At 48.0% G+C, this 26,475-nt stretch carries 20 protein-coding genes; 14 read left to right on the top strand and 6 right to left on the bottom strand.

What is annotated here, in order from left to right; all coding sequences use genetic code 11:
* Positions 1–11: 11 nt before the first annotated feature.
* Positions 12–2,888 (top strand): valine--tRNA ligase, encoded by a 2,877-nt coding sequence (locus OK023_RS01225; RefSeq protein WP_317694381.1) that lies wholly within the window; start codon positions 12–14, stop codon positions 2,886–2,888.
* Positions 2,889–3,060: 172 nt separating this feature from the next.
* Positions 3,061–3,564, top strand: a complete 504-nt coding sequence (locus OK023_RS01220) for a GNAT family N-acetyltransferase (protein ID WP_317694379.1) — start codon at positions 3,061–3,063, stop codon at positions 3,562–3,564.
* A gap of 53 nt (positions 3,565–3,617) precedes the next feature.
* Here the strand turns inward: OK023_RS01220 and OK023_RS01215 are convergent, their stop codons facing one another.
* On the bottom strand, positions 3,618–5,174 hold the full coding sequence (locus tag OK023_RS01215) for a BCCT family transporter (protein ID WP_317694378.1): 1,557 nt from the start codon (positions 5,172–5,174) through the stop codon (positions 3,618–3,620).
* Between the two features lie 179 nt (positions 5,175–5,353).
* Here OK023_RS01215 and betI point away from each other — a divergent pair, with 179 nt between their 5' ends.
* The 3 genes from betI to betA are packed head-to-tail and all read left to right on the top strand — an operon-like array spanning position 5,354 to position 9,141.
* Positions 5,354–5,941 carry a transcriptional regulator BetI gene (gene betI, locus OK023_RS01210; RefSeq protein ID WP_317694376.1) on the top strand — a complete coding sequence of 196 codons (588 nt, stop codon included), beginning with the start codon at positions 5,354–5,356 and terminating at the stop codon, positions 5,939–5,941.
* Positions 5,942–5,977: 36 nt separating this feature from the next.
* The gene (betB, locus tag OK023_RS01205) at positions 5,978–7,450 is read left to right on the top strand and encodes a betaine-aldehyde dehydrogenase (RefSeq protein WP_317694375.1); all 1,473 of its coding nucleotides are present in this window, start codon (positions 5,978–5,980) and stop codon (positions 7,448–7,450) included.
* A 20-nt stretch (positions 7,451–7,470) separates the two neighbouring features.
* Positions 7,471–9,141, top strand: coding sequence for a choline dehydrogenase (gene betA, locus OK023_RS01200; protein WP_317694374.1), 1,671 nt, complete (start codon positions 7,471–7,473; stop codon positions 9,139–9,141).
* An 80-nt stretch (positions 9,142–9,221) separates the two neighbouring features.
* Here the strand turns inward: betA and miaE are convergent, their stop codons facing one another.
* Together miaE and rraB are read right to left on the bottom strand one after the other, a co-directional pair.
* A complete protein-coding gene (gene miaE / locus OK023_RS01195; protein ID WP_317694373.1) occupies positions 9,222–9,983 on the bottom strand; it encodes a tRNA isopentenyl-2-thiomethyl-A-37 hydroxylase MiaE in 762 nt (253 codons plus the stop codon).
* A 202-nt stretch (positions 9,984–10,185) separates the two neighbouring features.
* On the bottom strand, positions 10,186–10,611 hold the full coding sequence (gene rraB, locus OK023_RS01190) for a ribonuclease E inhibitor RraB (protein ID WP_317694372.1): 426 nt from the start codon (positions 10,609–10,611) through the stop codon (positions 10,186–10,188).
* A gap of 158 nt (positions 10,612–10,769) precedes the next feature.
* Between rraB and argF (OK023_RS01185) the strand changes: the two genes are divergently transcribed.
* From argF (OK023_RS01185) to OK023_RS01160, 6 genes are all read left to right on the top strand, one after another.
* Positions 10,770–11,789 carry an ornithine carbamoyltransferase gene (gene argF, locus OK023_RS01185; protein WP_317694370.1) on the top strand — a complete coding sequence of 340 codons (1,020 nt, stop codon included), beginning with the start codon at positions 10,770–10,772 and terminating at the stop codon, positions 11,787–11,789.
* 769 nt (positions 11,790–12,558) lie between these two features.
* Positions 12,559–13,779, top strand: a complete 1,221-nt coding sequence (gene arcA, locus OK023_RS01180; RefSeq protein ID WP_317694369.1) for an arginine deiminase — start codon at positions 12,559–12,561, stop codon at positions 13,777–13,779.
* A gap of 18 nt (positions 13,780–13,797) precedes the next feature.
* Entirely contained in the window at positions 13,798–14,715 is a 918-nt protein-coding gene (locus OK023_RS01175; RefSeq protein ID WP_317694368.1) for a carbamate kinase, read from the top strand.
* 19 nt (positions 14,716–14,734) lie between these two features.
* Positions 14,735–15,739, top strand: a complete 1,005-nt coding sequence (gene argF, locus OK023_RS01170; RefSeq protein WP_317694367.1) for an ornithine carbamoyltransferase — start codon at positions 14,735–14,737, stop codon at positions 15,737–15,739.
* An 85-nt stretch (positions 15,740–15,824) separates the two neighbouring features.
* Positions 15,825–17,255 carry a basic amino acid/polyamine antiporter gene (locus OK023_RS01165; protein WP_317694366.1) on the top strand — a complete coding sequence of 477 codons (1,431 nt, stop codon included), beginning with the start codon at positions 15,825–15,827 and terminating at the stop codon, positions 17,253–17,255.
* A 76-nt stretch (positions 17,256–17,331) separates the two neighbouring features.
* Positions 17,332–17,817 (top strand): ArgR family transcriptional regulator, encoded by a 486-nt coding sequence (locus OK023_RS01160; RefSeq protein WP_317694365.1) that lies wholly within the window; start codon positions 17,332–17,334, stop codon positions 17,815–17,817.
* A 179-nt stretch (positions 17,818–17,996) separates the two neighbouring features.
* Here the strand turns inward: OK023_RS01160 and OK023_RS01155 are convergent, their stop codons facing one another.
* The 3 genes from OK023_RS01155 to OK023_RS01145 all read right to left on the bottom strand — a co-directional run bounded on the left by OK023_RS01155 (position 17,997) and on the right by OK023_RS01145 (position 23,186).
* Positions 17,997–20,036: a glycoside hydrolase family 10 protein gene (locus OK023_RS01155; RefSeq protein WP_317694364.1), complete on the bottom strand. Its 2,040-nt coding sequence runs from the start codon at positions 20,034–20,036 to the stop codon at positions 17,997–17,999.
* A 194-nt stretch (positions 20,037–20,230) separates the two neighbouring features.
* The gene (locus OK023_RS01150; RefSeq protein WP_317694362.1) at positions 20,231–21,226 is read right to left on the bottom strand and encodes an OmpG family monomeric porin; all 996 of its coding nucleotides are present in this window, start codon (positions 21,224–21,226) and stop codon (positions 20,231–20,233) included.
* A gap of 73 nt (positions 21,227–21,299) precedes the next feature.
* The gene (locus tag OK023_RS01145; RefSeq protein ID WP_317694361.1) at positions 21,300–23,186 is read right to left on the bottom strand and encodes a glycoside hydrolase family 3 protein; all 1,887 of its coding nucleotides are present in this window, start codon (positions 23,184–23,186) and stop codon (positions 21,300–21,302) included.
* 1,255 nt (positions 23,187–24,441) lie between these two features.
* On the opposite strand from OK023_RS01145, the gene pyrB reads away from it, so the two are divergent.
* The 3 genes from pyrB (at position 24,442) to ridA (ending at position 26,346) form a co-directional block, all read left to right on the top strand.
* A complete protein-coding gene (gene pyrB, locus OK023_RS01140) occupies positions 24,442–25,377 on the top strand; it encodes an aspartate carbamoyltransferase (RefSeq protein WP_317694360.1) in 936 nt (311 codons plus the stop codon).
* A 13-nt stretch (positions 25,378–25,390) separates the two neighbouring features.
* A complete protein-coding gene (pyrI, locus tag OK023_RS01135) occupies positions 25,391–25,855 on the top strand; it encodes an aspartate carbamoyltransferase regulatory subunit (protein WP_317694359.1) in 465 nt (154 codons plus the stop codon).
* A 104-nt stretch (positions 25,856–25,959) separates the two neighbouring features.
* Complete coding sequence (gene ridA, locus OK023_RS01130) at positions 25,960–26,346, top strand: 2-iminobutanoate/2-iminopropanoate deaminase (protein ID WP_317694358.1); 387 nt, start codon at positions 25,960–25,962, stop codon at positions 26,344–26,346.
* Positions 26,347–26,475 lie beyond the last annotated feature (129 nt).

The raw sequence follows: 26,475 nt of genomic DNA, 5'->3' as shown, positions 1-26,475 counted from the left end.
ACGATATAAAAATGGAAAAGACAAACAGTCATCTTGATACCGCCTACGACCCAACGCAGATCGAACAGAAGCTTTACGATTATTGGGAAAACCAGGGGTACTTCAAACCCAACGGCGATGCCAGCCAGGAAAGTTTCTGCATCATGATCCCGCCGCCGAACGTCACCGGCAGCTTGCATATGGGCCACGCGTTCCAGCAGACCATTATGGACACCATGACCCGCTACCAACGCATGCAAGGTAAAAATACCTTGTGGCAGGCTGGTACCGACCATGCCGGTATCGCTACCCAAATGGTGGTAGAACGTAAGATCGCCGCCGAAGAGGGTAAAACCCGCCATGATTATGGCCGCGATGCGTTTATCGACAAAATCTGGCAGTGGAAGGCTGAATCCGGTGGCACCATCACCCGCCAGATGCGCCGCCTGGGTAACTCGGTAGATTGGGAGCGCGAGCGCTTCACCATGGATGATGGCCTGTCCAACGCCGTAAAAGAAGTCTTTGTGCGCCTGTACAAAGAAGATCTGATCTACCGTGGCAAACGCCTGGTAAATTGGGACCCGAAACTGCGCACCGCCATCTCCGATCTGGAAGTGGAAAACCGCGAGTCCAAAGGCTCCATGTGGCATTTGCGTTATCCGCTGGCCGATGGTGCGAAAACTGCGGAAGGTAAAGATTATCTGGTAGTGGCTACAACCCGTCCTGAAACCGTGCTGGGTGATACCGGTGTGGCCGTGAACCCGGAAGATCCGCGCTATAAGGATCTGATTGGCAAAGAGATCATCCTGCCATTGGTCGGCCGCCGCATCCGCATCGTGGGTGACGAGCACGCCGACATGGAGAAAGGCACCGGCTGTGTGAAAATCACCCCGGCGCACGACTTCAACGACTATGAAGTCGGTAAACGTCACGGTTTGCCGATGATCAACATCCTCACCTTTGACGGTGATATCCGCCAAGAAGCCGAGGTATTCGATACATTGGGTGAGGCCAGCCAGGCTTATAGCGGTGAGCTACCAAGCCAGTTCCGTGGCCTGGAGCGTTTTGCCGCGCGTAAAGCCGTGGTAGCCGCCTTTGACGAACTGGGTCTACTGGATGAAATCAAACCTCACGATCTGACCGTGCCTTACGGTGACCGTGGCGGCGTTGTCATCGAGCCAATGCTGACCGACCAATGGTATGTGCGCACCGCACCGCTGGCCAAAGTGGCAGTAGAAGCGGTTGAACAGGGTGAGATCCAGTTTGTACCCAAGCAGTACGAAAATATGTATTTCAGCTGGATGCGCGATATTCAGGACTGGTGCATCTCCCGCCAGCTGTGGTGGGGCCACCGCATTCCAGCCTGGTACGACGCCGAAGGCAAAGTGTATGTAGGCCGTACCGAGGAAGAAGTGCGCCGTGAGAACAGCCTAGGTACCGACGTTGTGCTGAATCAGGATGAAGACGTTCTGGATACCTGGTTCTCCTCCGGTCTGTGGACTTTCTCAACTTTAGGCTGGCCAGAACAGACCGAAGCGTTGAAAACCTTCCACCCAACCAGCGTGCTGGTCAGCGGCTTTGACATTATCTTCTTCTGGATTGCCCGCATGATCATGCTGACCATGCACTTCATCAAAGATGAGAACGGCAAACCGCAGGTACCATTCAAAACGGTCTATATGACCGGCCTGATCCGCGACGATGAAGGGCAGAAGATGTCCAAGTCGAAAGGTAACGTCATCGATCCGTTGGATATGGTGGACGGTATTTCGCTGGAAGATCTGCTGGAGAAACGCACCGGTAACATGATGCAGCCACAGTTGGCAGAAAAGATCCGCAAACGTACCGAGAAGCAGTTCCCGAACGGCATCGAACCGCACGGTACCGACGCTCTGCGTTTCACACTGGCGGCGCTGGCCTCAACCGGTCGCGACATCAACTGGGACATGAAGCGCCTGGAAGGTTACCGTAACTTCTGTAACAAGTTGTGGAACGCCAGCCGCTTTGTGCTGATGAATACCGAAGAGCACGACTGTGGCTTCAACGGTGGCGAGATGCAGCTTTCGCTGGCTGACCGCTGGATCCTGGCCGAATTCAACCGCACGGTGAAAGCCTACCGCGATGCATTGGACAGCTACCGCTTCGATATCGCGGCGGGCATTCTGTACGAGTTCACCTGGAACCAGTTCTGCGACTGGTATCTGGAGCTGACCAAGCCAATAGTCAGTAACGGCAGCGAAGCGGAACAGCGCGCCACACGAAATACGCTGATCACCGTGCTGGAAGCCCTGCTGCGCCTGGCGCACCCAATCATTCCATTTATCACTGAAACCATCTGGCAGCGCGTTAAAACCCTGACTGGCGAAACCGCAGACACCATTATGCTGCAGCCATTCCCAGCCTATGACGCAGCGTTGGAGGACCAACAGGCGTTAAACGATCTGGAGTGGATCAAGCAGGCGATCACGGCCGTGCGTAACATCCGCGCAGAGATGAATATCGCACCAAGCAAACAGCTGGAAGTGCTGCTGCGCAATGCCAGTAGCGATGCTCAGCGCCGCGTACAGGAGAACCAAAGCTTCATAGAGAAGCTGGCCCGCCTGACCTCAATCACCCTGCTGCCTGCAGGCGATAAAGGCCCGGTTTCGGTGACCAAACTGGTGGAAGGGGCTGAGCTGCTGATCCCAATGGCTGGTTTTATCGACAAGGATGCAGAAATTGCACGCCTGACGAAAGAGATGGGCAAATTGGATGCCGAAATCGCGTCTATCGAAGGCAAGCTGGCAAACGAAGGTTTTGTCGCACGTGCGCCGGAAGCGGTAGTAGCCAAAGAACGCGAGCGTTTGGCAGCCTGCCAGGAAGGCAAAGTGAAGTTACAGGAGCAGCAGGCAACCATCGCCGCACTGTAACAACGCCTGCCAGTATGATTAAAAACAGCGGGTCATTTACCCGCTGTTTTTTTATGGGTATTGCCAAGGAACAGCTTTCGGTGATATTACAAAACAGGATCAACGTGGTAAGTTCCGTCATAACGACGAAATCCTGATACCCTTCAAAGTTTATTCAATGGCGAGTGTAAACATGACTACATCAACCCCCGTGCGTCTTGTGGTGCGTCCGATAACGGCTAAAGATAATGTCGCTATAGCTCACGTCATTCGCACCGTATCTACGGAACATGGGCTAACGGCAGATAAAGGCTATACCGTTTCCGATCCCAATCTGGACACACTCTTTCAACTTTATAGCAAGCCACACAGCGCTTATTGGGTGGTAGAGTTAAACGACCAAATCGCTGGCGGTGGCGGTGTCGCACCATTGCAGGGTGGTGAAGCCGACGTATGCGAACTACAAAAAATGTATTTCTTGCCGGTATTACGCGGCCAAGGTCTGGCAAAACGTCTGGCGCTCCAGGCGCTGGATTTTGCTCGTCAGCAAGGATTCCGCCGCTGTTATCTAGAAACTACCGCCTCTCTGCAACAGGCTATCGGTCTGTATGAACATCTCGGTTTCGAACATATCGATCACGCTATGGGCGATACTGGCCACGGCGACTGCGAAGTCACAATGCTTAAAATGCTATAGGCCGCCTCTCTTCATTTTGCTGGCTGCCAACGTGGGCAACCAGCAAAATGATTTCAAATCTTCTGCACGGGTAGGATAATTTTGCTTTCAGCGTGATGGAGCTCTTTGTACAAGTTAACCATATAAAACATGATCACAATCGAGAAAGGTAACCCACACAATACCACCGCCGTTTGCATTGCCCCAAAGCTTCCCGCATACAGCAAACCCGCGCACACCAGGGTAGTAACAGACGCCCAAAAAATCCGCAACCAAACGGGAGCATCAGCGCTATTTGTTCCCCCTATACCTGAGAGATTAGCAATCATCAGTGTTCCTGAATCCACCGGCGTAAGAAATAGCACGAAACTAATCAGTATCGTGAAACCCGTGGTAATTTGCGTATAAGGCAAAGATTCGAGCAATTGAAACACCGCCATTGGCGGTTCGGTTAATGCTACTTTGCCAAGAAGGGTATTGCCTTGCTCCAAGACTAAACTGATAGCGGTATTACCAAAGATCGATAACCATGCCAGCGTAAACCCCAAAGGTATTAACATTACGCCACAGATCAGTTCGCGGATGGTACGGCCTTTAGAAATTCTTGCGATAAACATCCCGACAAAAGGCGCCCAGGCAACCCACCATGCCCAATAGAACAGCGTCCATGCCCCTTGCCATTGGCGCGCTTTGTTATAGAGATAAACATCGAAACTCTTACCAACAAACGAAGAGAGGTAATCACCGGTATTTTGCAATAATCCATTGATAAGATTGAGTGTTGGGCCATTAAGAAAAACAAACAGTAGCAGTAGACCAAGAAAGCCAACGTTGATATTTGATAGCATTGCGATGCCTTTCTCCACGCCAGTAACCGCAGCAAACGTGGCAACGATCATCATCACTATAATCAACATCATCAACACATATGGGGCTTGTGGAATATTAAACAGATAATTTAATCCCGAATTTAGCAGTAATGCTGCAATCCCCAGGTTGGTAACCATCGAAATAACGGTAACTAGAATACCAAAGCTATCAACCATATGGCCGATCCAGCCGTAGATCCGTTCGCCAAACATAGGGTACAGGGCTGACCGTAAAGCCAATGGCAATCCACGGCGATAGGCAAAATAGGCTAACGTGGTCGCAATCAGCGCATATAGCGCCCAACCGTGCAGCCCCCAATGGAGGAAGGTGATGACCATCGCTTGGCGAGCAGCCTGCGGTGTTCCGCCTGCCCCTTCAGGCGGCTGGAGGAAATGATGGAGGGGTTCGTAAGCACCATAGTAAATTAATGCAATGCCAATCCCAGCAGAAAATAACATTGAGATCCATGATCGATAATTAAACTCGGGCGTGTCGTCCTCTTTCCCTAACTTAATATGCCCGAAACGCGAAAGCGCCAGCCAGAATACAAATACCATGCAAAGCACCATTAACAGCATGTAATACCAGCCAAAGACGTCTGACATCCATATTTGTGCTTCATTTAACCACTTCTGACTACTGACGGGAAAGAATACGACCAATAGACCAAGCAGCAGGATAACCGTTGCTGAAGTGAAAAAAACGGGGGCATTGAGCCGTATCGATTCTTCGTCGACGGCATTTGGACCGATCGCTGTCATTTGTATGTTCCATGATGCAAAGGTTGTATTGAACTACGCCATTCGCAAACGCCAAACAATTTTTCAACATAACAAATCGTTTGTTTTACATTTTTGCAGCATATAGTATGTTGATTGAGCATTCAATCAATGAATTTCCCATAAGCTATGGTTGTATCCACATTACCTTCGGAGGCCCGATGTACCGCAAAAACATTCCAGAACAGAGAAAAGAGCAACTGATTAACGCGGCTCGTGAAGTTATCGGGGACGTTGGTTTAGCGGGGGTGACAATCTCCCAAGTTGCCAACCTGGCAGGGATGTCAAGCGGACTTGTCAGCCACTACTTCGGCGATAAAGAGGCTTTTCTTGATGCTACGATGCGTAAGGTGTTGCGCGATCTCCACAATGCCATTGCTGAATGCCGTAAAAATGCAGATAGCTCAGTGAAAGCACAACTTTTTGCCATCATCGACGGTAACTTTCATCCCAGCCAAACCAACTCTTTGTCAATGCGCATCTGGCTCGACTTCTGGGCCGCGAGCATGCATCAGCCTTCACTGAGCCGCTTGCAGCGCATCAACGATCAGCGTCTATTTTCAAATATTTGCTATCAATACAGAAGAAATATGCCAAAGGATAAGGCGCGCAAAGCGGCTCGCGGGCTAGCGGCCATGATTGACGGATTATGGCTGCGAGGGAGCCTAACCAGAACGACTTTCAACGCCAGAAAGGCCAGTGAAATTGCTTATGACTATGTTGAAAGTACTTTATCTTCAATAAGTTAACTAACTTACTCAAAATAACATAGAAGGAATGTGTCAATGGCAAGATTTCCCATGCAGCGGCTCTATATTGATGGTCAATTAACCGATGCCAGCGGTTCTGAAACGTTTCACACCATCAACCCGGCGAATGGCGAAATACTCGCAGAGGTACAGCGGGCTAACGAAGCCGACGTGGAACGTGCGGTTGTGAGTGCTGAGCGAGGGCAAAAAATTTGGGCTGCCATGACAGGCACCGAGCGTTCACGCATTTTGCTTCGCGCCGTTGAGATACTTCGACAACGTAACGATGAGTTAGCGTTACTTGAAACCTTAGACACCGGTAAGGCTTATTCTGAAACCTCCGTAGTAGATGTCGTTACGGGTGCAGACGTGCTGGAATATTATGCCGGCCTGGCTGATGCCCTCGAAGGTGGGCAATATCCTCTACGCGACACCAGCTTCTTCTATACACGCCGTGAACCACTGGGCGTAACAGCCGGAATTGGTGCATGGAATTACCCTATTCAAATCGCACTGTGGAAATCGGCTCCCGCTCTAGCGGCAGGCAATGCGATGATCTTTAAACCCAGCGAAGTCACCCCGTTAAGCGTATTGAAACTGGCTGAAATTTATACTGAAGCCGGGCTGCCAAATGGCGTATTCAATGTCCTGCAAGGTGCGGGGCGTTACGTCGGTCAACTGTTAGCCGAACATCCACGCATTGAAAAAATATCCTTCACTGGTGGCATTGAAACCGGCAAGAAAGTGATGGCTAGCGCCGCCGCTTCTTCACTCAAAGAGGTCACCATGGAGCTAGGGGGTAAATCACCACTCTTGATCCTTGCCGATGCCGATATAGAACTGGCAGCAGATATCGCCATGATGGCCAACTTCTACAGCGCAGGCCAGGTTTGTACCAACGGAACCCGCGTGTTTGTTCATCGCTCACAAAAGGCGGCGTTGGAACAGGCGTTAGTCACGCGCGTTAAGCGTATCCGCCTTGGCGATCCAATGGATCCTCACACCAACTTTGGCCCACAGGTCAGCTTCCAACATATGGAAAACGTGTTAAGCCACATCGAAAGTGGCAAAGCTGAAGGCGCACGCCTGCTTTGCGGTGGCGCTCGTGAAACCTCAGGGGCTTTCGCACAAGGGGCATATGTGCAACCGACCATTTTTACAGACTGTGAAGATCATCACACCATTGTCAAAGAAGAAATCTTTGGTCCAGTAATGAGCATTCTGACCTACGACGATGAGCAAGAGGCTATTGCTCGCGCCAATAACACCCAATTTGGTTTGGCTGCTGGGGTAGTAACGCGCGATCTGGCGAAAGCACACCGCACTATTCATCAGTTAGAAGCCGGTATTTGCTGGATCAATACTTGGGGCGAGTCACCCGCACAAATGCCCGTTGGGGGTTATAAACAATCAGGCGTCGGGCGTGAAAATGGCATCAGCTCACTGGCTCATTACACGCGTATCAAGTCAGTTCAGGTTGAACTAGGCACTTTTAACTCGATCTTTTAACACCGTCTACAGGAGTACTTATGAGTAATATCAGGGAGTATGACTACATCATTATCGGTGCAGGATCGGCTGGAAATGTGTTGGCAACGCGCCTGACCGAAGATGCCGATGTCACCGTATTACTGCTGGAAGCCGGGGGCCCGGACTACCGCCAAGATTTCCGCACCCAGATGCCAGCAGCATTGGCTTTCCCGTTACAGGGCCGCCGCTATAATTGGGCTTATCTTACCGACCCTGAACCCTTTATGAATAACCGCCGCATGGAGTGTGGACGAGGCAAGGGTTTAGGTGGCTCATCGCTCATTAATGGTATGTGTTATATCCGCGGTAATGCACTGGATTACGACAACTGGGCAAAACAGGAAGGTCTGGAAAACTGGAGCTATCTGGATTGTTTACCCTATTTTAAAGCCGCAGAACGCCGTGATATTGGCGGCAATGATTATCATGGTGATAACGGCCCCGTCAGCGTCACAACGCCAAAACCCGATAACAACGTGCTATTCCATGCGATGGTCGAAGCGGGTGTGCAGGCAGGTTATCCACGCACCGACGATCTTAACGGCTATCAGCAGGAAGGTTTTGGCCCAATGGACAGAACAGTAACGCCGCGTGGTCGTCGCTCCAGTACCGCACGCGGTTATCTCGATCAGGCTCGTTCACGCAAGAACCTGACTATCGAAGTGCATGCCGTCACCGATCGAATTCTTTTTGACAACCACTCCGCCATCGGCGTGGCATGGCTGCAAAAAGGAGAAAAACAGCAAGCCCGTGCCCGCCGCGAAGTCCTGCTTTGTGCCGGTGCGATTGCTTCACCGCAAATCCTGCAACGCTCCGGCGTTGGCCCAGGTGAACTGTTGAAGAGCCTGGATATCCCGATCGTTCTCGATCTGCCTGGCGTAGGAGCCAATCTACAGGACCACTTGGAGATGTATCTCCAATATGAATGTAAACAGCAGGTCTCCTTATCTCCAGCGATGAAACTGCACAATAGGCCAGCGATCGGGGCTGAATGGTTACTCATGGGGAGTGGTATTGGTGCCAGCAACCACTTTGAAGCCGGCGGCTTTATTCGCAGCCATGAAGAGTTTGAGTGGCCAAATATTCAATACCATTTCCTGCCGGTAGCCGTTAACTATAACGGTTCTAACCCGATAAAAGTCCATAGTTTCCAGGCTCATGTCGGTTCAATGCGTTCGCCAAGCCGTGGGCGTATTCAGGTTCGTTCAAAAGATCCTCATGAACATCCAAGCATTCTGTTTAACTATATGGCGCACGAACAGGATTGGCGTGAATTCCGCGCCGCGATCCGCATTACGCGTGAAATCATGCATCAGCGCGCTCTGGATCCCTTCCGTGGCAAAGAGATTTCACCGGGCATTAATATACAAAGCGATGCCGAATTGGATGACTTCGTGCGTAATCACGCAGAAACGGCTTACCATCCCTCTTGCTCAAACGCGATGGGGTACCACAATATGGCAGTAGTCGGAAATGATGGCAAAGTGCACGGTATTGAGCGGCTACGCGTTGTTGACGCCTCAATTATGCCGCAGATCACCACAGGAAATCTGAATGCCCCCACCATTATGATGGCCGAGAAGATCGCAGACGCCATTCGTGGCCGCCAGCCGCTCGCTCGTCTTGATGTGCCTTACTATGTCGCCAATGGCGATCCCATTCGTCGCTAACGATTAGGACTCCTCGACATTGGATATTTAGAAGGCACCGCCTAATAACCTCCCTGAACCTACAGATTAGGGAGGTTGGCTCACAACACCGGAACACCGCTGTGAAAACGGAACTCGGAATCAGCAGTCTGGATCAATTCGGCCTCAACGCGGCCAAAGTGCGCCACACGTTCGCTGATATCTCCACCGGCAATCTGCTCTGCTAATGTCAGATAATCCTCATAATGACGCGCTTCTGAACGCAACAAGGAGAGGTAGAAGCGGTTGAGTTCATCATCCAGATACGGTGCCAATTTAGCGAAACGTTCGCAGGAACGAGCCTCGATATAAGCTCCGCAGATCAGTTTATCGATCAGAGTTACCGGATCGTGAGTACGGACTTCGCGGATCATACCTTTGGCGTAACGGCTGGCGGTGATCTTTTCGTACCGGATCTGCCGTGTTTGCATGATCTGCAAGACCTGAGAGAAGTGATGGAGCTCTTCTTTTATCAACAACACCATCTTGTCCACCAGGTCCTGACCGTAAGCCGAACCGTTTTTTGGCAGGATTTTTTTGGTGAAGGCACTCTGGCGAAATAAAGCCTCTGGTACGCCCTGTGCCTCGTGGACAAAGGCCTCATACGGTTTGAGCTGCGCCAGCAGTGCATCACCACTCTCTTTATCTGCCACGTAGCGGCGGATTAGCCACATGCCGGTCTGTGCTGCTTTGAGCTCACACACCAGATGGTCGGTCAGCAACAGTTGCAGGTTTTCGGGGCGGCGTGCAACCTCAATCCAACCATCAGGAGTTTCGCAATGCAGGAAGTTTACAATCGGGGATATTAGAGATTGGTAGTTCATCGGATCTTATACACAAGTTACTTCAAGTTGCATGTTGGCGGCAACGTAGCGGCCCGCAGAGTGAGCCCCAAGGATCGGGCTCATTAATCCCCAGGAGCTTGGTAAAACAAGTATTCTGGGGGAGAAACGGCAGATAACACCCATGCAGCTTGAGTGGCGACGGGGATACCAAGGGCCGGATTTCGCCGGCCCACAGGTTTAATTAATGGCGTTTGCCGTCGTCGTCTTCATCGATGAAGTCACCATCTTCACCATCTTCGTCGTCTTCACCGTTCGGATCTTCAAAGTAAGTTCCCCAACCGTCATAGTTGACACCACATTTTTCCGCCAACGCCACCAGTTGCTCTACCTGGCTGTCGATCAGCTCAGCATTCAGAGCAACTTCACTGATCACATCACAACACATCACCATGGAACCATCTTCTACTTCTAATTCTTCGGCGTCGGTGACTTCGTAGCCCAACTTAAAGGCTTCAACCGCAGCTTGCTCCAGAACCTCAAACTTTTCAGCAGAGAAATGGTGTTCGATAGTGTAGAGTGCATCCGGGTCGCTGCCATCTTCCAGCAACTCTTCGATGATCAGGCGGGTTTCTTCACGTTGTTCTTCTAGCAATTCGCGGTTTGCCATGCCTATATCCTCAATAAAATGGGTTTGATTGCTTCTATTTTCACACACCACTGCCACCGCTACCACGGTAAACGTGAAAGATTTCTTGCGCAGGGTTGAAAGTGAATATTAATACATATAGAGTGAATTTTAATTCACCAATACACATAGGATAGATGATGAGCCAGATGAACCCATTCTACAATCGGCACTTTTTGAGGTTAATGGATTTTAGCTCCAGAGAGATCCAGTCATTGATGCAGTTGGCCGCTGATTTGAAGCAGGCCAAGAAGCAGGGCAAGGAAACTCGCCATTTGCAAGGCAAGAACATTGCGCTCATCTTCGAAAAAGACTCAACACGCACTCGATGCTCTTTCGAAGTTGCCGCATTCGACCAAGGTGCTCAGGTCACCTACCTTGGCCCGAGCGGCAGCCAGATTGGCCATAAAGAATCGATGAAAGATACAGCCCGCGTACTGGGCCGCATGTATGACGGCATTCAGTATCGTGGTTTTGGTCAGCATTTAGTGGAAACGCTAGCGGATCATGCAGGTGTACCCGTGTGGAATGGCCTAACCAATGAGTTTCATCCAACCCAATTGCTAGCGGACTTGCTAACAGTCCAAGAACACCTGCCAGGTAAACCGTTGGGAGAGGTAAAATTTGCCTACCTCGGGGATGCCCGCAACAATATGGGGAATACCCTGTTAGAAGCCGCGGCGCTGGTGGGTATGGATCTACGGCTGGTTGCCCCAAAAGCCTGTTGGCCGCAGGCAGAATTGGTAGCGGAATGTCAGGCGCTAGCACAACAAACCGGCGGGAAAATTACGCTGACGGAAGATGTCGCCGAAGGGGTGAAAGGGGCAGATTTCCTGTATACCGACGTTTGGGTGTCTATGGGCGAACCCAAGGAAGTCTGGCAGGAAAGGATCGCACTGCTAAAACCTTACCAGGTCAATATGGCAATGGTTCGGTTGACCGGTAATCCGCAGGTGAAATTCCTCCATTGCCTGCCTGCTTTCCATGACGACCAAACCACGTTGGGTAAGCAGATGGCAGAACAGTACGGTCTAAGTGGTGGTATGGAGGTCACCAATGAGGTGTTTGAGTCGCACCATAGTGTGGTGTTCGACCAGGCTGAAAACCGGCTGCATACCATCAAAGCTGTCATGGTCGCCACATTGAGCAAAACGCTGTAAGACTTCCGCATCACAGCGAGGGCGGGCAATCACCAACGAGCCCCCCTCAAACCGCTCGTAACCTCGCTCCCCCACGTTATATACAAAATAATTCGAGTTGCATGTAGGCGGCAAATCTGAGAGTGCCAGGAGCATAGCTCACTATGTGACGGGTGCGAACGGACGAAGCCAACACCCATGCAACTTGAAGAATGACGTGTATATGATTTTTATGCTAAGAGCGACGGGATTTTTATTCTGACTTTTCACATAAATACCCTAAACCACCTATTATCTTGCTTGTTAACCTGTTGTTCAAAAAAAGAAAATAAAAGCACAATAGTATGCGTCACGAAAATAAACTCTCACTATTATGATCCTTATGGAATAAAAATCCGGTATTTAGGCACTACCTGCGGATAAAATTAATATTTTTACGCATAACAACTTTGAATAACCAATAATATTTAAAATAAATTCATTATTTTCATGGCATTAAAAAAAGAAAATATTATTTACATAATAAATAAATTTATCAATACGAATATCTAAATTAATAAACTGAATAAAAACGCAGTCATGATAAATAATTTTATGCCATAAAAATGAGGTATCTCACATTTACCACCGTCTCATCAACCAAAATACAAAATTCGTGATAAAAATCACAAAAATGAATCAAGCACCGCTTATTATCGCTAATAACAGATGAAAATACTGAAAAGGGCAATAGAAATAATTTTTTATTTTGATTAACAGCCTGTGACTTAATCTGATAATAGGAAATAAGATGAATAATAACTATGTGGGTTCTGAAATAGGTCAATTGCGTAGTGTTATGCTCCATCACCCTAATTTGAGTTTGAAAAGACTAACCCCTTCTAATTGCCAGGAATTATTATTCGATGATGTTCTCTCTGTTGAACGAGCGGGTGAGGAGCATAATGTCTTTGCCGATACTCTCCGAGCACAAGGTGTTGAAGTTTTATTATTAGGCGACCTACTCGCAGAAACCATGGCTATCCCAGAAGCCAAGCAGTGGCTGATCGAGACCCAAGTTTCAGACTTCCGCCTGGGGCCTTCATTTGCCGGCGATATTCGCGGCTGGCTTGTCGGTTTACCCGATCGTGAACTGGCAAGTTACATGACCGGTGGCTTGACCTATGCGGAAGTTCCGGAAAGCTTTAACAATATGGTGGTAGATACCCATCAGCCAACCGACTTTATTTTGAAACCTTTACCTAATCATTTATTTACACGAGACACATCCTGCTGGATATATAACGGCGTTTCTATCAACCCAATGGCCAAATCAGCTCGACAACGCGAAACCAATAATCTTCGTGCCGTCTATAAATGGCATCCTTACTTTGCCAACGGTAACTTCACAACTTATTTCGGCGACACAGTACGTAATTATGATCATGCTACGCTGGAAGGTGGGGATGTATTAGTCATAGGACGTGGTGCAGTATTGATTGGTATGTCTGAACGTACCACACCACAAGGTGTTGAGTTTCTGGCTCAGGCCTTATTCCAATCACATCAGGCAGAACGGGTGATCGCATTAGAATTACCGAAACACCGCTCATGTATGCACCTGGATACCGTAATGACACATATTAATGTAGATACTTTCTCCGTCTATCCAGAAGTAGTACGTAAAGAAACGCAGTGCTGGACGCTAACCCCCGATGGTAAAGGCGGTATCCACCGTCGGCAGGAAAAGCATTTTCTTACCGCCATTGAGCAAGCCCTGGGTATCGATAAAGTGCAACTGATCACTACCGGTGGCGACAGCTTCGAAGCCGAACGCGAACAGTGGAATGATGCCAACAACGTCCTGACCGTTCGGCCTGGACTGGTTATTGGCTATGAGCGCAACACCTGGACCAATGAAAAATACGACAAGGCCGGTATTACCGTGCTGACAATCCCAGGCGACGAACTTGGCCGTGGCCGAGGCGGAGCCCGCTGCATGAGTTGCCCACTGGAACGCGACGCTATCTAATCCCTACGGAGCATGACTATGAACAAAAAACCCACAGTGGTGGTTGCGCTGGGTGGGAACGCCCTGCTGCGCCGTGGAGAACCGCTCGAAGCAAACATCCAGCGTCGCAATATTGCGCTGGCTAGCCAGCAGATCGCTGCGCTGACCCAACACTGGAATGTGGTGCTGGTGCATGGCAACGGCCCGCAGGTAGGCCTGCTAGCCCTACAAAACAGTGCCTATACGGCAGTGTCCCCCTATCCACTGGACGTGCTGGGCGCTGAAAGCCAGGGGATGATCGGCTATTTGCTGATACAGGAATTAAAAAACTGCCTGCCTCAGATGCAGATCAGCGCGCTGTTAACACAGGTTGAAGTTGATCCCGACGACAACGCTTTCAGCAACCCAACGAAATACATTGGTCCAGTTTACGACCGGCAACAGGCTGACAGTCTGAGCCAGGAGAAAGGGTGGTCAATCAAAGCAGATGGGCAATATTTCCGTCGTGTAGTGCCCTCCCCTAAGCCTCGTTGCATCATTGAAACCGATGCCATTAACACCCTGATTGAACGCGGCCACTTGGTGGTATGCAGCGGAGGGGGTGGTATTCCGGTAGTGCGTACAGAGCAACGCTTACAAGGCGTGGAAGCGGTGATCGATAAAGACCTTTCTGCCGCATTTCTGGCTGAGCAGATCGGTGCCAATGCACTGCTGATCCTCACCGATGCCGATGCCGTTTATCTCGATTGGGGAACATTACAACAGCGGCCTCTGGAGAAAACGACACCTGACGATTTGGCCAGCATCCATTTCGACGCCGGTTCAATGGGCCCGAAGATCGCCGCAGCCAGCCATTTTGTCCGTCATTGTCACGCTATTGCCGGGATCGGTGCGTTAGCAGATGCCAATGAAATCCTCACGGGTAACAAAGGCACCCTGATCGCCTCTTCACGATAAATTTTCAAGGAATCACACTATGAGCATCAATTTACGTAACCGTCACTTGTTAAAACTGCTGGACTTCAAACCCGAGGAAATTCAATACCTGCTCGACCTGGCCGTCACACTGAAAAAAGCCAAGTACGACAACACGGAACACCAGTATCTGCGTGGCAAGAATATCGCGTTGATCTTCGAGAAAACGTCTACCCGCACCCGTTGCGCGTTTGAAGTGGCCGCTTTTGATCAGGGAGCTAAAGTAACCTATCTCGGCCCGAGCGGTTCACAAATCGGCCATAAGGAGTCGATGAAAGATACTGCCAGGGTCTTGGGTCGTATGTACGATGGCATTGAATATCGTGGCTTTAGTCAAGCCATCGTAGAGGAATTGGGCAAATTCGCTGGTGTGCCGGTATGGAATGGCTTGACGGATGAATTCCACCCAACACAGATCCTGGCTGACCTGATGACCATGCTGGAGCATTTGCCTGGCAAGCAGCTGAACCAGATCTCATTCGCCTACCTCGGCGATGCCCGCAATAACATGGGCAATTCCCTGATGGTTGCGGCGGCAAAAATGGGGATGGATATTCGTCTGGTTGCCCCCTCCGCCTTTTGGCCAGATGAAAAATTACAGGCTCAGTGCCAAGCCATTGCCAGTAAAACCGGGGCTCGCATCATGCTGACGGAGCATGTGGCAGAAGGCGTTGCCGGTGTTGATTTCCTTTATACCGATGTTTGGGTCTCGATGGGTGAACCGAAGGAAGCTTGGGCTCAGCGCGTCGAACTGATGAAACCCTATCAGGTCAATATGGCGGTAGTGAAGGCAACCGGTAATCCGCAGGTGAAATTCATGCACTGCCTGCCCGCATTTCACGATACGCAAACCAAAGTGGGTAAGGAGATCGAGGCCACCTATGGCTTGCAAGGGTTGGAAGTTAGCGATGAGGTGTTCGAATCCCCCCACTCCATCGTATTCGATGAAGCAGAAAATCGCATGCATACCATCAAGGCCGTAATGGTCGCCACCCTCAGCGACTGATCCCACACGCGGCAACCTGCCTCTAGATTGCCGCACTTTTCTGAGATTTTATTTTTCCACTGCGGATGCAGTAGGAGGAACCATTATGTCTGAAAAAAAACTGGGGCTAGTGGCCCTGATCGCACTCGTGATCGGTTCCATGGTGGGCGGTGGCGTGTTCAGCCTGCCACAAAACTTCGGTTCAGTAGCATCGCCTGCGGCACTGCTGATGGGTTGGGTGATCACCACCATCGGGATGATTTGCCTGGCGCTTATCTACCAAAATCTCAGTGCCCGTTGCCCACAACTGGAAGGCGGTATTTATAGCTATGCTCGTGCCGGATTTGGTGACTTCATTGGCTTTCAATCTGCCTGGGGTTACTGGTTCTCGGCATGGTTGGGGAATGTTTCTTACGCCGTACTGCTGTTCAGCGCTCTGAGTTTTTTCTTTCCGGTTTTTGGGTTAGGCAACAACTGGGAGTCGATTCTCGGTGCTTCAATTGTGTTATGGCTGGTGCACTCTCTGGTCCTGCATGGCGTACAGGAAGCCGCTTTTATCAATACCGTGCTAACGATAGTTAAAGTACTGGTCTTGCTGGTGTTTGTGGTTGCCGTGTTGATTGCCTTTCGCATCGGGATTTTTACCACCGACTTTTGGGGCCGTATGATGGTGATCGACGGTAAGCATCCCGCACTGTTTGAACAGGTTAAAAGTACCATGCTGATAACGACCTGGGTCTTTATCGGTATTGAAGGTGCAACGGTAGTGTCAACCCGTGCAGCCAAACGAGCAGATATTGGTAAAGCCACGGTGATTGGGCTGCTCGGCTGTTTAGTGATTTACATTCTGGTGAGCGTGTTGTCGATGGGCGTGCTCGATCAGGCCAGCCTCGGCAATTTGAAAAACCCCTCTATGGCAGGCGTACTGGAATCTATCGTGGGAATTTGGGGAGCTCGCTTCGTAGCCGCTGGGGTGATCCTTTCCCTTGCGGGTGCACTCCTTGCCTGGACGCTATTTGCCGCCGAATTACCCTTTGTCGCTGCCAAAGACGGCATGTTCCCCAAGGTATTTATTAAGGTGAATGCCAAAGGATCGCCTGCGGTTTCACTGTGGATCACCAATGGTCTGATTCAACTGTTCCTGCTCTTTACACTGTTCTATAGCGCGGGTTATCAAGCACTGTTCTCGATTGCTACCGCCGCTATTTTGCCACCTTATCTTCTCAGTGCCGCCTTTGGCCTCAAACTGGCTATTACCGGCGAAGGCTATCAGGAGGGAGAAAAACGCACGCGTGACCTGATCCTTGGGCTCATCGGCACAATCTACGGCTTGTGGTTGTGCTTCGCTGCTGGCAATCAGATGCTGCTAACTTCGCTGCTGTTTGTGCCAGGGCTGATTGTCTTCCTGTGGCATCAGAAAACACAGCAGACCAAGCGGTTGATGAACAGCTACGAAGCGATTATTGCAGTGATTATCGTCGTGATTGCCATTTATACCCTTTATATGATCGCTACAGGCCACATCAAGCTTGGTTAATTAACTTTGTATTTATTTACATAGCGTTAGAGTAAGGCTGAATCCCCTAATATTTGGTATAAATCGAGACAGTAAAATGGCAAAGAAAACCGAATCAAGCTGTGAGAAGGAACAGCTCAAACTGGCACTGTGCCGTAACCTGATTTTGACCCAACGTTACTCATCGCAACAAGAACTGCGCCATGAAATGACCCGCGCCGGGTATAAGGGGATTAGCCAATCCACCGTTTCGCGGTTGTTGAAAACACTCGGAGTGATGAAAATCCAGAATGCCAAAGGGAAAAAAGTCTATTCTCTGAATACATTCCATCATCAAGTCCCAGATATCAAGGAGCCCTTAACCTCCATGGTGCTTAGTGTGGAACACAATGAGAAATTTATTCTGATCCACATGAATTCCGGATATGCCAAAGCAATGGCACGGATCATCGATCTCTGTGCCTGGCCTGCGGTACTCGGTGCTATCGCTACCAGCAATATTGTCTGGATTGCACCGAACGATACTCGCAACACCGTTCAATTACATAAACGTCTGCTGGCTATGCTGGAACTCGAAAACTGAGAAACCGCATCAAACTTCACCACACGCCCCAGTCACATAGCAGGCTGTGCACCTGGAAACGTCAGAACTTATCGTTACAAGCAACTCGAATGATTTAGAGTCACTCCTTCGACAAACGATGTATCGGTCACTTACCCAAGTAAGTGACCGCGGTGAGTGATAATTTGCCGGGTATACGTTTATTTAGTTGCCGACACAACCACAGGTGCAGTTTCATTCTGTGCTGCATCAACGGCACTGATCAGATAAGTATAATTTTGATCCTGATTATTGCTGTCCTGATAGGTGAAGTTATTACTGTTACCCCGCCACACTTTAGCAATAATATTCTTTGGATTAGCAAACACAGTTTTAGTCTTACCTGTACCACGATAAATCACATAGTATCGCGTATCATTATCAGGGCTATCTGACCAGCTAAACGCATTCTTACTGCCCGGCGCAAATTGGGCTTGCTGTGGCAAGGTGGTGACTTTGTGATCTAACCACGGTTTGCTAGGCGGAAGCACCGGCGTACCGAAATACGTTTGCGACAGTAATGCAATAGACGCATTTTTCGCACTGTGGCCTGCCTGCTGGGCAGGAGGCAGTGACGCAACATTTGAAACCAGTAGATCGTTATAACTGAAGAAAGCACTGCCAGAAACGTACTTCAGTTCTTGGTTATAAAGTAACTGATTCGGAAGCTCCTCAGGGTTCATCCAGGCAGGATCAGAGGCTGCATTAGAAACATGCTTATAGTTGGCATGCCCAATATAGAGCTGAACCTGCGAACCTTCCATTTGGTTATTCCACCATGTGGCCAACTCACCATAAGGTGCTGCCGCTTGGTCGAAACTCCAATAAATTTGCGGGACAACATAGTCAACCAGTTCGTCCTTAATCCACAACCGGGTGTCGGCATAAATACTGCCGCTGTACGATTGGGAGGAGCTCGTCGGAGTATTAGAACCTAATGGATTATTAGCTTTATGTTCCCAGATACCAAACGGGCTGATACCGAATTGCACCGCTGTTCCTTGCTTCTGGTTATGCTTAACGATCACGTCTTGTACTTGACTGACCAAGCGCGTGATATTGTCGCGCCGCCATGCTTCAATACCTTGCTTGGTATCGGGATACAGGTTACCAGCCAAGCCATATTCTTCGAACATCGCTCTATCTTCAGCCTTATCACCAAACTGCACAGTGGCGCCGTTAACCGTGATACGGTATGGATAGAAATAGTCATCAAAATGAATGGCATCAACATCATAACGGCTGATCACCTCTTCAACCGTGTCCACCACATGATCAATCACTTCAGGAATAGCCGGATTTAAAAAGAACTTCTCATCAAAACTCAACACCCATTGTGGATTTTTGGCCGCAAAATTATCCGCCGATAGAATTCCCGCGCTGACCAGATAGCCAATCTGTTGTTCTACGGTCAAAGCAAGGATCTCGTTCGTAGAAAAATTCTGTCCAGTATCGTTATTTATAGTGTTCTTAAGCAAACTGCTGATCTTGGTGTTGGTCACTCGATACGGGTTAAACCAGGCATGATATTCCATACCACGCAAATGAGTTTGTTCAACCATCCATGTCAAAGGGTCATAACCAGGATCTTTGCCCTGGGTGCCACTAAGAAACTGTGACCATGGGTTGAGCTCAGATTGATAATACGCATCCAGCATGGGACGTATTTGGAAGATCATCGCATTCATATTCAACGCGGTAAATCTGTCCAATATAGTCAGATATTTCTCTTTAAAATTCTGCTCGCTATTAACAAACGGCATATTGAGGTTGCTGATAGTGGCAACCCAAGTGCTTCTGAAAGCATGCTTAGGTTCAATATAAATATCAGGGATAGAAATAAATTCACTGGCCCCTCTATAAAGAGGAACAGGAATATTGGTGTCATAGCCGTAACTCCCATCAGAATTTTTCACATGCTTATAAAGAGGGGAATACGTTTGCGAAATCTTTTGGGTGTCATCGGTATCAGTATCGGTATCGGTATCGGTATCGGTATCGGTATCGGTATCGGTATCGGTATCGGTATCGGTATCGGTATCGGTATCAGTATCGGTGCTGTTATTATTGATACTCTTATTATCCGTCTTTTTATCGCTACTCGGAGTTATCGTCCCGCTAGAATCACAACCGAAAAGCATGCCTGTAGCAAGAATTAATGCTGCCAACTTCGCAACAGTTGAAAGTGGGTAATTGTGCATGAACAGAGTCCTTAACAATTGATAGAATAAAAAATAACAGGGTTCCATACCCTGCATGAAATGCTGGAACAAACCACTTTCATCTCAGCATAGGTACTCTCAATAATTTAAGTTGCATGAATGCTAATTGCAGTGCTTCAGACTAGATGAGCAACAAAATCAATAAACATGCAACCTGGGTCAAAAAATAATAATTACCAGGAATACGTCACGCCGACGGAATACAAACGGAAGTCCAATCGGTTGTTGTCACCATAAGTAATTTGCACAACCTGACTATTCTTGGATTTATCCCAGTGGGTTGTTTCCCACGCAACGTTACTCCATAGCGTTACTTTAGATGTAAAATTATAATTAACGATCAAACCGAGTCTTAATCCTCCTAAATCTGCGCTATTGGTTGTCGCCCCCGTCAGCGGATCATAGATTTTTTCACTCAGGAAGAGACGGAAATAGGGCTGTATATTCCATTCCTCGTTAATTTTAGTAGGGAAATACCCTCGAATCTGGTTCTGCTCCCACGTTTTATTACCACTACTGTTCCAAGTCCAATCAGTGTAGTACATCAACTTGGCTTTGAAGTTATCGTTAAACTGGTATTGAAAACCATGCTCACTTTCCCATTCCCACTGGTTGATATCAGGGCCAGAGAATGTGTTATCGTAATAATACCCGGCATCCCAGAAAACAAAAGACAACTGTTTGTTAAAGTGATAGCTACCGTTTGGGATCAACCAATATGAATGATAGGCGTTTTTAGGCGGTTTCCCTTCTCTAACATCATTCGACTCTTTTCTGTAGACAAAGCTCATAGTAAAGGCGCCATCATTCCCTTTATACAGGTTACGATTAGCCTGTAATTGCAGACGATTGCGATTATAGGAGGTCGGCATTGATTCATAGCTTGTTGTATAATTTCGCATGGAGACCTTATATTCCATAAAGTAGCTCCACTTAGAGTCAGGTTTATTAATTCCCAGCTGTACCGCTGGGCTTACTTTATCAAAAACCCTCTCATCATTGACTCTATGACCTTTAAAATCCTCAACTTCTAGAAAAAAATTAGAATTTATTTTCCATGGAAGCGCCTGTAACTCTTGAGCCTCAATTTGATCGTCTACTTTTGCTACAGCAGAAAAAGGATATGCAAAAAATGCCAGAGACACTAATACCAACGAATATCTTTTCATTAAAAACCCTGTCTATAAATAACAATTTATAGCCCATTTCTTCCTTAATAGGCTTTATTGTTAAAAAATAAAATCAATAAGTTAAACCGTGTCCAAATGAGTAAATAATATCGCCCTGTGAATTTCTGATATCAACAGGTAATTTACCTTTAGGTGTGTTAAACACAAAATTATTATCATTGTTTTTAAATAGCGTTCTGATCCCTGCTTTAATATTTGCCTCAAGCGAGTTGCGGTTATTATTAGTGACATCAAACCCTGTGATACCATAGATCGCTATATTGGCTTTAACATTATCAAGATAAGCAATATCGTAGGGATTACGAGAGGAGATAACCACCACTGGTTTATTCAATTTCTCAGCTTGGTCGATCACTTTTTGCGCTGCTGTGCTTTTGGCTTTTAGATTATAAGTCACCAATATCACCAGATCGCTAGCTTGCATGCGCTTTGCCAGATCGTTTGGCAAACTGTCTTCATCCAGTTTAAACGCTAAAATGGTTGCCGCGATCTGTTTGCCATTAAGTTCGCTGGCAATACTTTGCAGCTCATTGCTGACGAGCTTATTACGCGCGTTTTCATCGGAGATCACCAAAAAGTTATTCTTTGCTTTAAGTTGGTAAGGCAATAAACCGTCGTTTTTGATCAGAGTGATGGCGTTTTCAGCCACTTCTTTCTCATAGCGTTTATGCTCGGATGAAGCCACAACAGATTGTGCAAAATCCAGGGTATGTGGGTTGTAAGGGGTTAACCTATTGGCCAGTTTAGTCTGGACTACCTGCGTTGCTGCCTGCTGCAACCGCGCTGCGAGCTCAGGTTTTTTCTGACTCTCAGTTTCAAGATAGCGGTAGAGTTCTTCCAGTTGGGCGATACCTTGGTTATCCCAGATATGTATTGGCATGACAAGCACATCGCTTCCTGCCAACAAAGCCATTTCTGTCGCTTCCGATACGCCAAAATTATCAACGATAGCCCCCATATCTAGCGCATCGGTAAAGACCAACCCGTTAAATTTGAGCTCATCACGCAAAATACCGCTAATGATTTTCTTGGATAATGTGGCAGGTAACCCGATCTCCGTACCATCTTTTTTGGAGATCACTTTGGTATCATCCAACGCTGGCACAATAATGTGCGCAGTCAGCACCGCATCAAGGCCATTGTCTATAGCATTCTTAAAAGGTAACAGATCCGTTTGACGCCATTCACTTTCCGAATAAGAAACCTGTGGCAAACCAAAGTGAGAATCCGTTGCCACGTTGCCATGACCTGGGAAATGCTTTGCTGTTGCTAACACGGAGTTTTTATGCAATCCGTTGATATAGGCTACCGACATACTGTCGACTAATGCGATATTGCTACCAAACGAACGGACGCCAATAACAGGATTATTTTGATTCGTATTGACATCCATAACCGGTGCAAAGTTGATGTGTACACCCAGTGCATTAAGCTCAGAACCGTGAACTTCACCCACTCGCTGCGCCATACTTTCATTGCGCGTTGCCGCCAGTGCCATATTGCCGGGCATTTCCGTTCCTTCACGCAGGCGTGTGACGTAGCCGCCTTCCTGGTCGGTACTGATCAACAGGGGCAATGGATAGCTGGCTTTCTGCAAATCTTGTATCAGTTGATAGCTTTGTGGGGTGTTAATGAAATTTTCGCGGAACAAGATCACTGAGCCTAAGCGATAATCAGTGATGACCTTGGCAAGTTCTGCTGGCAAAACCGTGACATTCTTCGGCTCACCTGCTGCATTCTTGCCCCAGTTACGCACGTCCAGCATTAAGACCTGACCAATTTTTTCCCGAGTCGTCATTTGTGAGACCATCTGTACAGCATTTTCTCTGGGGGCTGACCATAACGGCTCTTGTTGGCTGATGCTCAATTGTGCAAGTGCACTGTTGAACGCAAGCACGGCCATGACTACAGCAATCGCCGCGATACCACGTCTTCCCATTCAGTTCCCTTATCCCTTATCATTTTTATAAATCAAACATGAAAATAATAAATTCGTATAAATAAAACAAAATAGAATTTAATATTCTTGTACTGCATCACATTTCGTAATAATTAGCACAAAAAACGTCCTGGAAAATCATAAATCCAAAATAAAGCAAGAGGAATAGTTATAAAAAGTCACTCAAACCAAATAATTTAAAATTCACAGATAATTATTTAAACAAATAAACAAATGAACAGTGGATAACACTTATTTATCCAAATGTTTAGGAATATTCCGCATGGTTTTTACTTCCTATTGAGGATCTTCACTTGCAGATGTGGGCAGAGTGTCTCCTCCCCCTTAAGCGAACATCAATAACGACTTATCATATTGATTTTTATTAAAATTATTAACTTCACCTTACAAAGCTCCCCTTTGACTATCAGAAAATATTATTGACCAAGATCGGGGTATTTCCTACTCAGCATAGCTGTTTAACTACACACAGGGGATATCATGACATAGTCTTTACTTGGCAAACCTGGTCACTGAGGTAAACAAAATCGGTCAACAATCTTATGTCTTGGCGAGCGGATAGGATAATTAATGACAGAATCTTCCTATCGTTAATCTTTACCACTATCTCAAAGTAACTTTTAAGCTTTCCCACTGACTTAAGCGCTGTTGTCGAGTATTTGGGCACAAAGTAAGAGGTAATTCGTAAAGGAAGGTGGGTAAAATAAACAACGGACAATACAGCACAGCTGTTAAGGGATACTACATAAGCAACAAACAGCACCGATTGAAAGAGATCCTTAATGTTAATAGGTCCCCTATACCAATCGATTGCTAAAGGCAAAAAAGTGCCGTTTTAACGCTTGCAGTGAAAAAAGCGCGAGTATAATGCCCGACAATTTGCGAGGAGAAAGCATGAAAAAAGATGGTTTTTTTGTTCGCCATACCCGACAAAACCAGCTGCTCATTTGCGGTAAACTGCCACTGTTTCTCCTGTTGCATTGCTATTCATTTAAAGCCCCTCGTTGAGGGGCTTTTTTTTGTCCGTAGCATTGCCATATCCAAGTTACTTCAAGATGCAGGTAAGAGATACATAGGTCAGGAAGTCATTTTGAGTGCCGAAAAGTACCAGTTTGGAGGAGCGAGGCCTCACGACGGCCGACCAACACGGTCAAAAATGCCCGCCTCTTGAAAAGCGACGGATATAACACATTGAAAAGCCCCGCGCCAAGGGCACAAGTCGAGGAGAGTGAACATGGCCAACCCGCTATATCGTAAAAACATCATCTCTATTAACGATTTAAGCCGTGATGATCTGGAGCTGGTGCTTCGCACGGCCGCCAATCTGAAAGCCAATCCACAGCCTGAACTGCTCAAGCATAAAGTGGTCGCAAGCTGCTTCTTTGAGGCTTCTACGCGTACCCGCCTATCTTTTGAGACGGCCATTCAGCGATTGGGCGCTACGGTGGTAGGGTTTTCTGACGGCAGTAACACCTCACTCGGCAAGAAAGGGGAAACGCTGGCCGATACCATCTCGGTAATCAGCACCTACGTTGATGCCATTGTAATACGCCACCCTCAAGAAGGGGCCTCACGGCTGGCCGCCGAGTTTTCAGGTGGTATCCCGGTATTCAACGCAGGTGACGGTTCCAATCAACATCCGACGCAAACGCTGTTAGACCTGTTCACCATCCAGGAAACCCAGGGACGCCTGAGCAATATCAATATCGCTATGGTCGGTGATCTGAAGTATGGCCGCACGGTGCATTCACTCACCCAAGCTCTGGCAAAGTATGAAGGTAACCACTTCTTTTTCATCGCACCTGATGCCCTGGCTATGCCGTGCTATATCCTGAAAACGCTGGAAGAAAAAGGCATTTCCTTTAGCCGCCATAGCAGCATTGAAGAAGTCGTCCCAGAGTTGGATATTCTCTACATGACCCGTGTACAAAAAGAGCGTCTAGACCCTTCCGAATACGCAAACGTGAAGGCGCAGTTCATACTGCGCGCCCCCGATCTGGCCGGTGCCCGCGACAATTTGAAAGTACTACACCCCTTGCCACGCATTGATGAAATTGCCACAGAAGTGGATAAAACACCGTACGCTCACTATTTCCAGCAGGCAGGCAACGGTATTTTCGCCCGCCAGGCACTGTTGGCGCTGGTATTAAACGCAGATTTGGATCTTTAAGGAGGAAACCGTCATGACTCACGATAACAAACTCCAGGTTGAAGCGATCAAATGCGGTACGGTGATCGACCATATTCCTGCACAAGTCGGTTTTAAGCTGTTGTCACTTTTCAAACTGACGGCAACCGATCAGCGTATTACCATTGGTTTGAACCTGCCTTCCAAAGAGCTTGGGCGCAAGGATCTGATCAAGATCGAGAACACTTTCCTGACCGAGCAACAGGCGAATCAATTGGCCATGTATGCCCCAAAAGCGACAGTAAACCGCATCGATAACTATGAAGTCGTGCGTAAATTGACCCTCAGTCTGCCCGATCGTATCGACAGCGTACTAACTTGCCCTAACACTAACTGCATTAGCCGCAGTGAACCCGTAGACTCTAGCTTTAGCGTAAAATCTCATGCCGGTGAAGTGCATCTGAAATGCCGTTACTGCGAAAAAGAGTTTGAGCATCAAGTGGTATTACAGGCAGACTAAGATCGTCTATTTTGCTCGAAGTGACGCTATTAATCTGGCGGTCACTCTCTATAATGGCGTTTCTTACTTAGAACGTACAAAAGCAACGAATATCAGGAGATAAAATGTCACGTAATATCAGCACTGAACTCGCACCAGCCGCCATTGGTCCTTACGTACAAGGCGTTGACCTGGGCAGTATGATTATCACTTCTGGCCAGATCCCTGTCGATCCTAAAACCGGTGCCGTTGCCGATGACGTTTCCGCTCAAACTCGCCAATCACTGGAAAACGTCAAAGCGATCGTTGAAGCAGCAGGCCTGAAAGTAGCAGATATCGTTAAAACTACCGTTTTCGTGAAAGATCTGAACGATTTCTCTACCGTAAACGCCGCTTACGAAGCCTTCTTCAACCAGCACAGTGCACCATTCCCGGCGCGTTCTTGCGTTGAAGTGGCTCGTCTACCAAAAGACGTGAAAATCGAGATTGAAGCCATCGCTGTTCGCCGCTAATCCGGTGTGATATCTGATACGGCCAGCTTTGGCTGGCCGTTAGCCCTACTTTTTATAGCAAATTCATACTTTCAGGTTGTCACAATACCTTTCCATAACAGCATCGTTTCCCCCTGTTTCTTCTTGCAG

The organism is Serratia sp. UGAL515B_01, from assembly GCF_033095805.1.
Taxonomy (GTDB): domain Bacteria; phylum Pseudomonadota; class Gammaproteobacteria; order Enterobacterales; family Enterobacteriaceae; genus Chania.
Note: the sequence above shows the minus strand (reverse complement) of the source record. Positions and strands in the feature narration are given on the sequence as shown.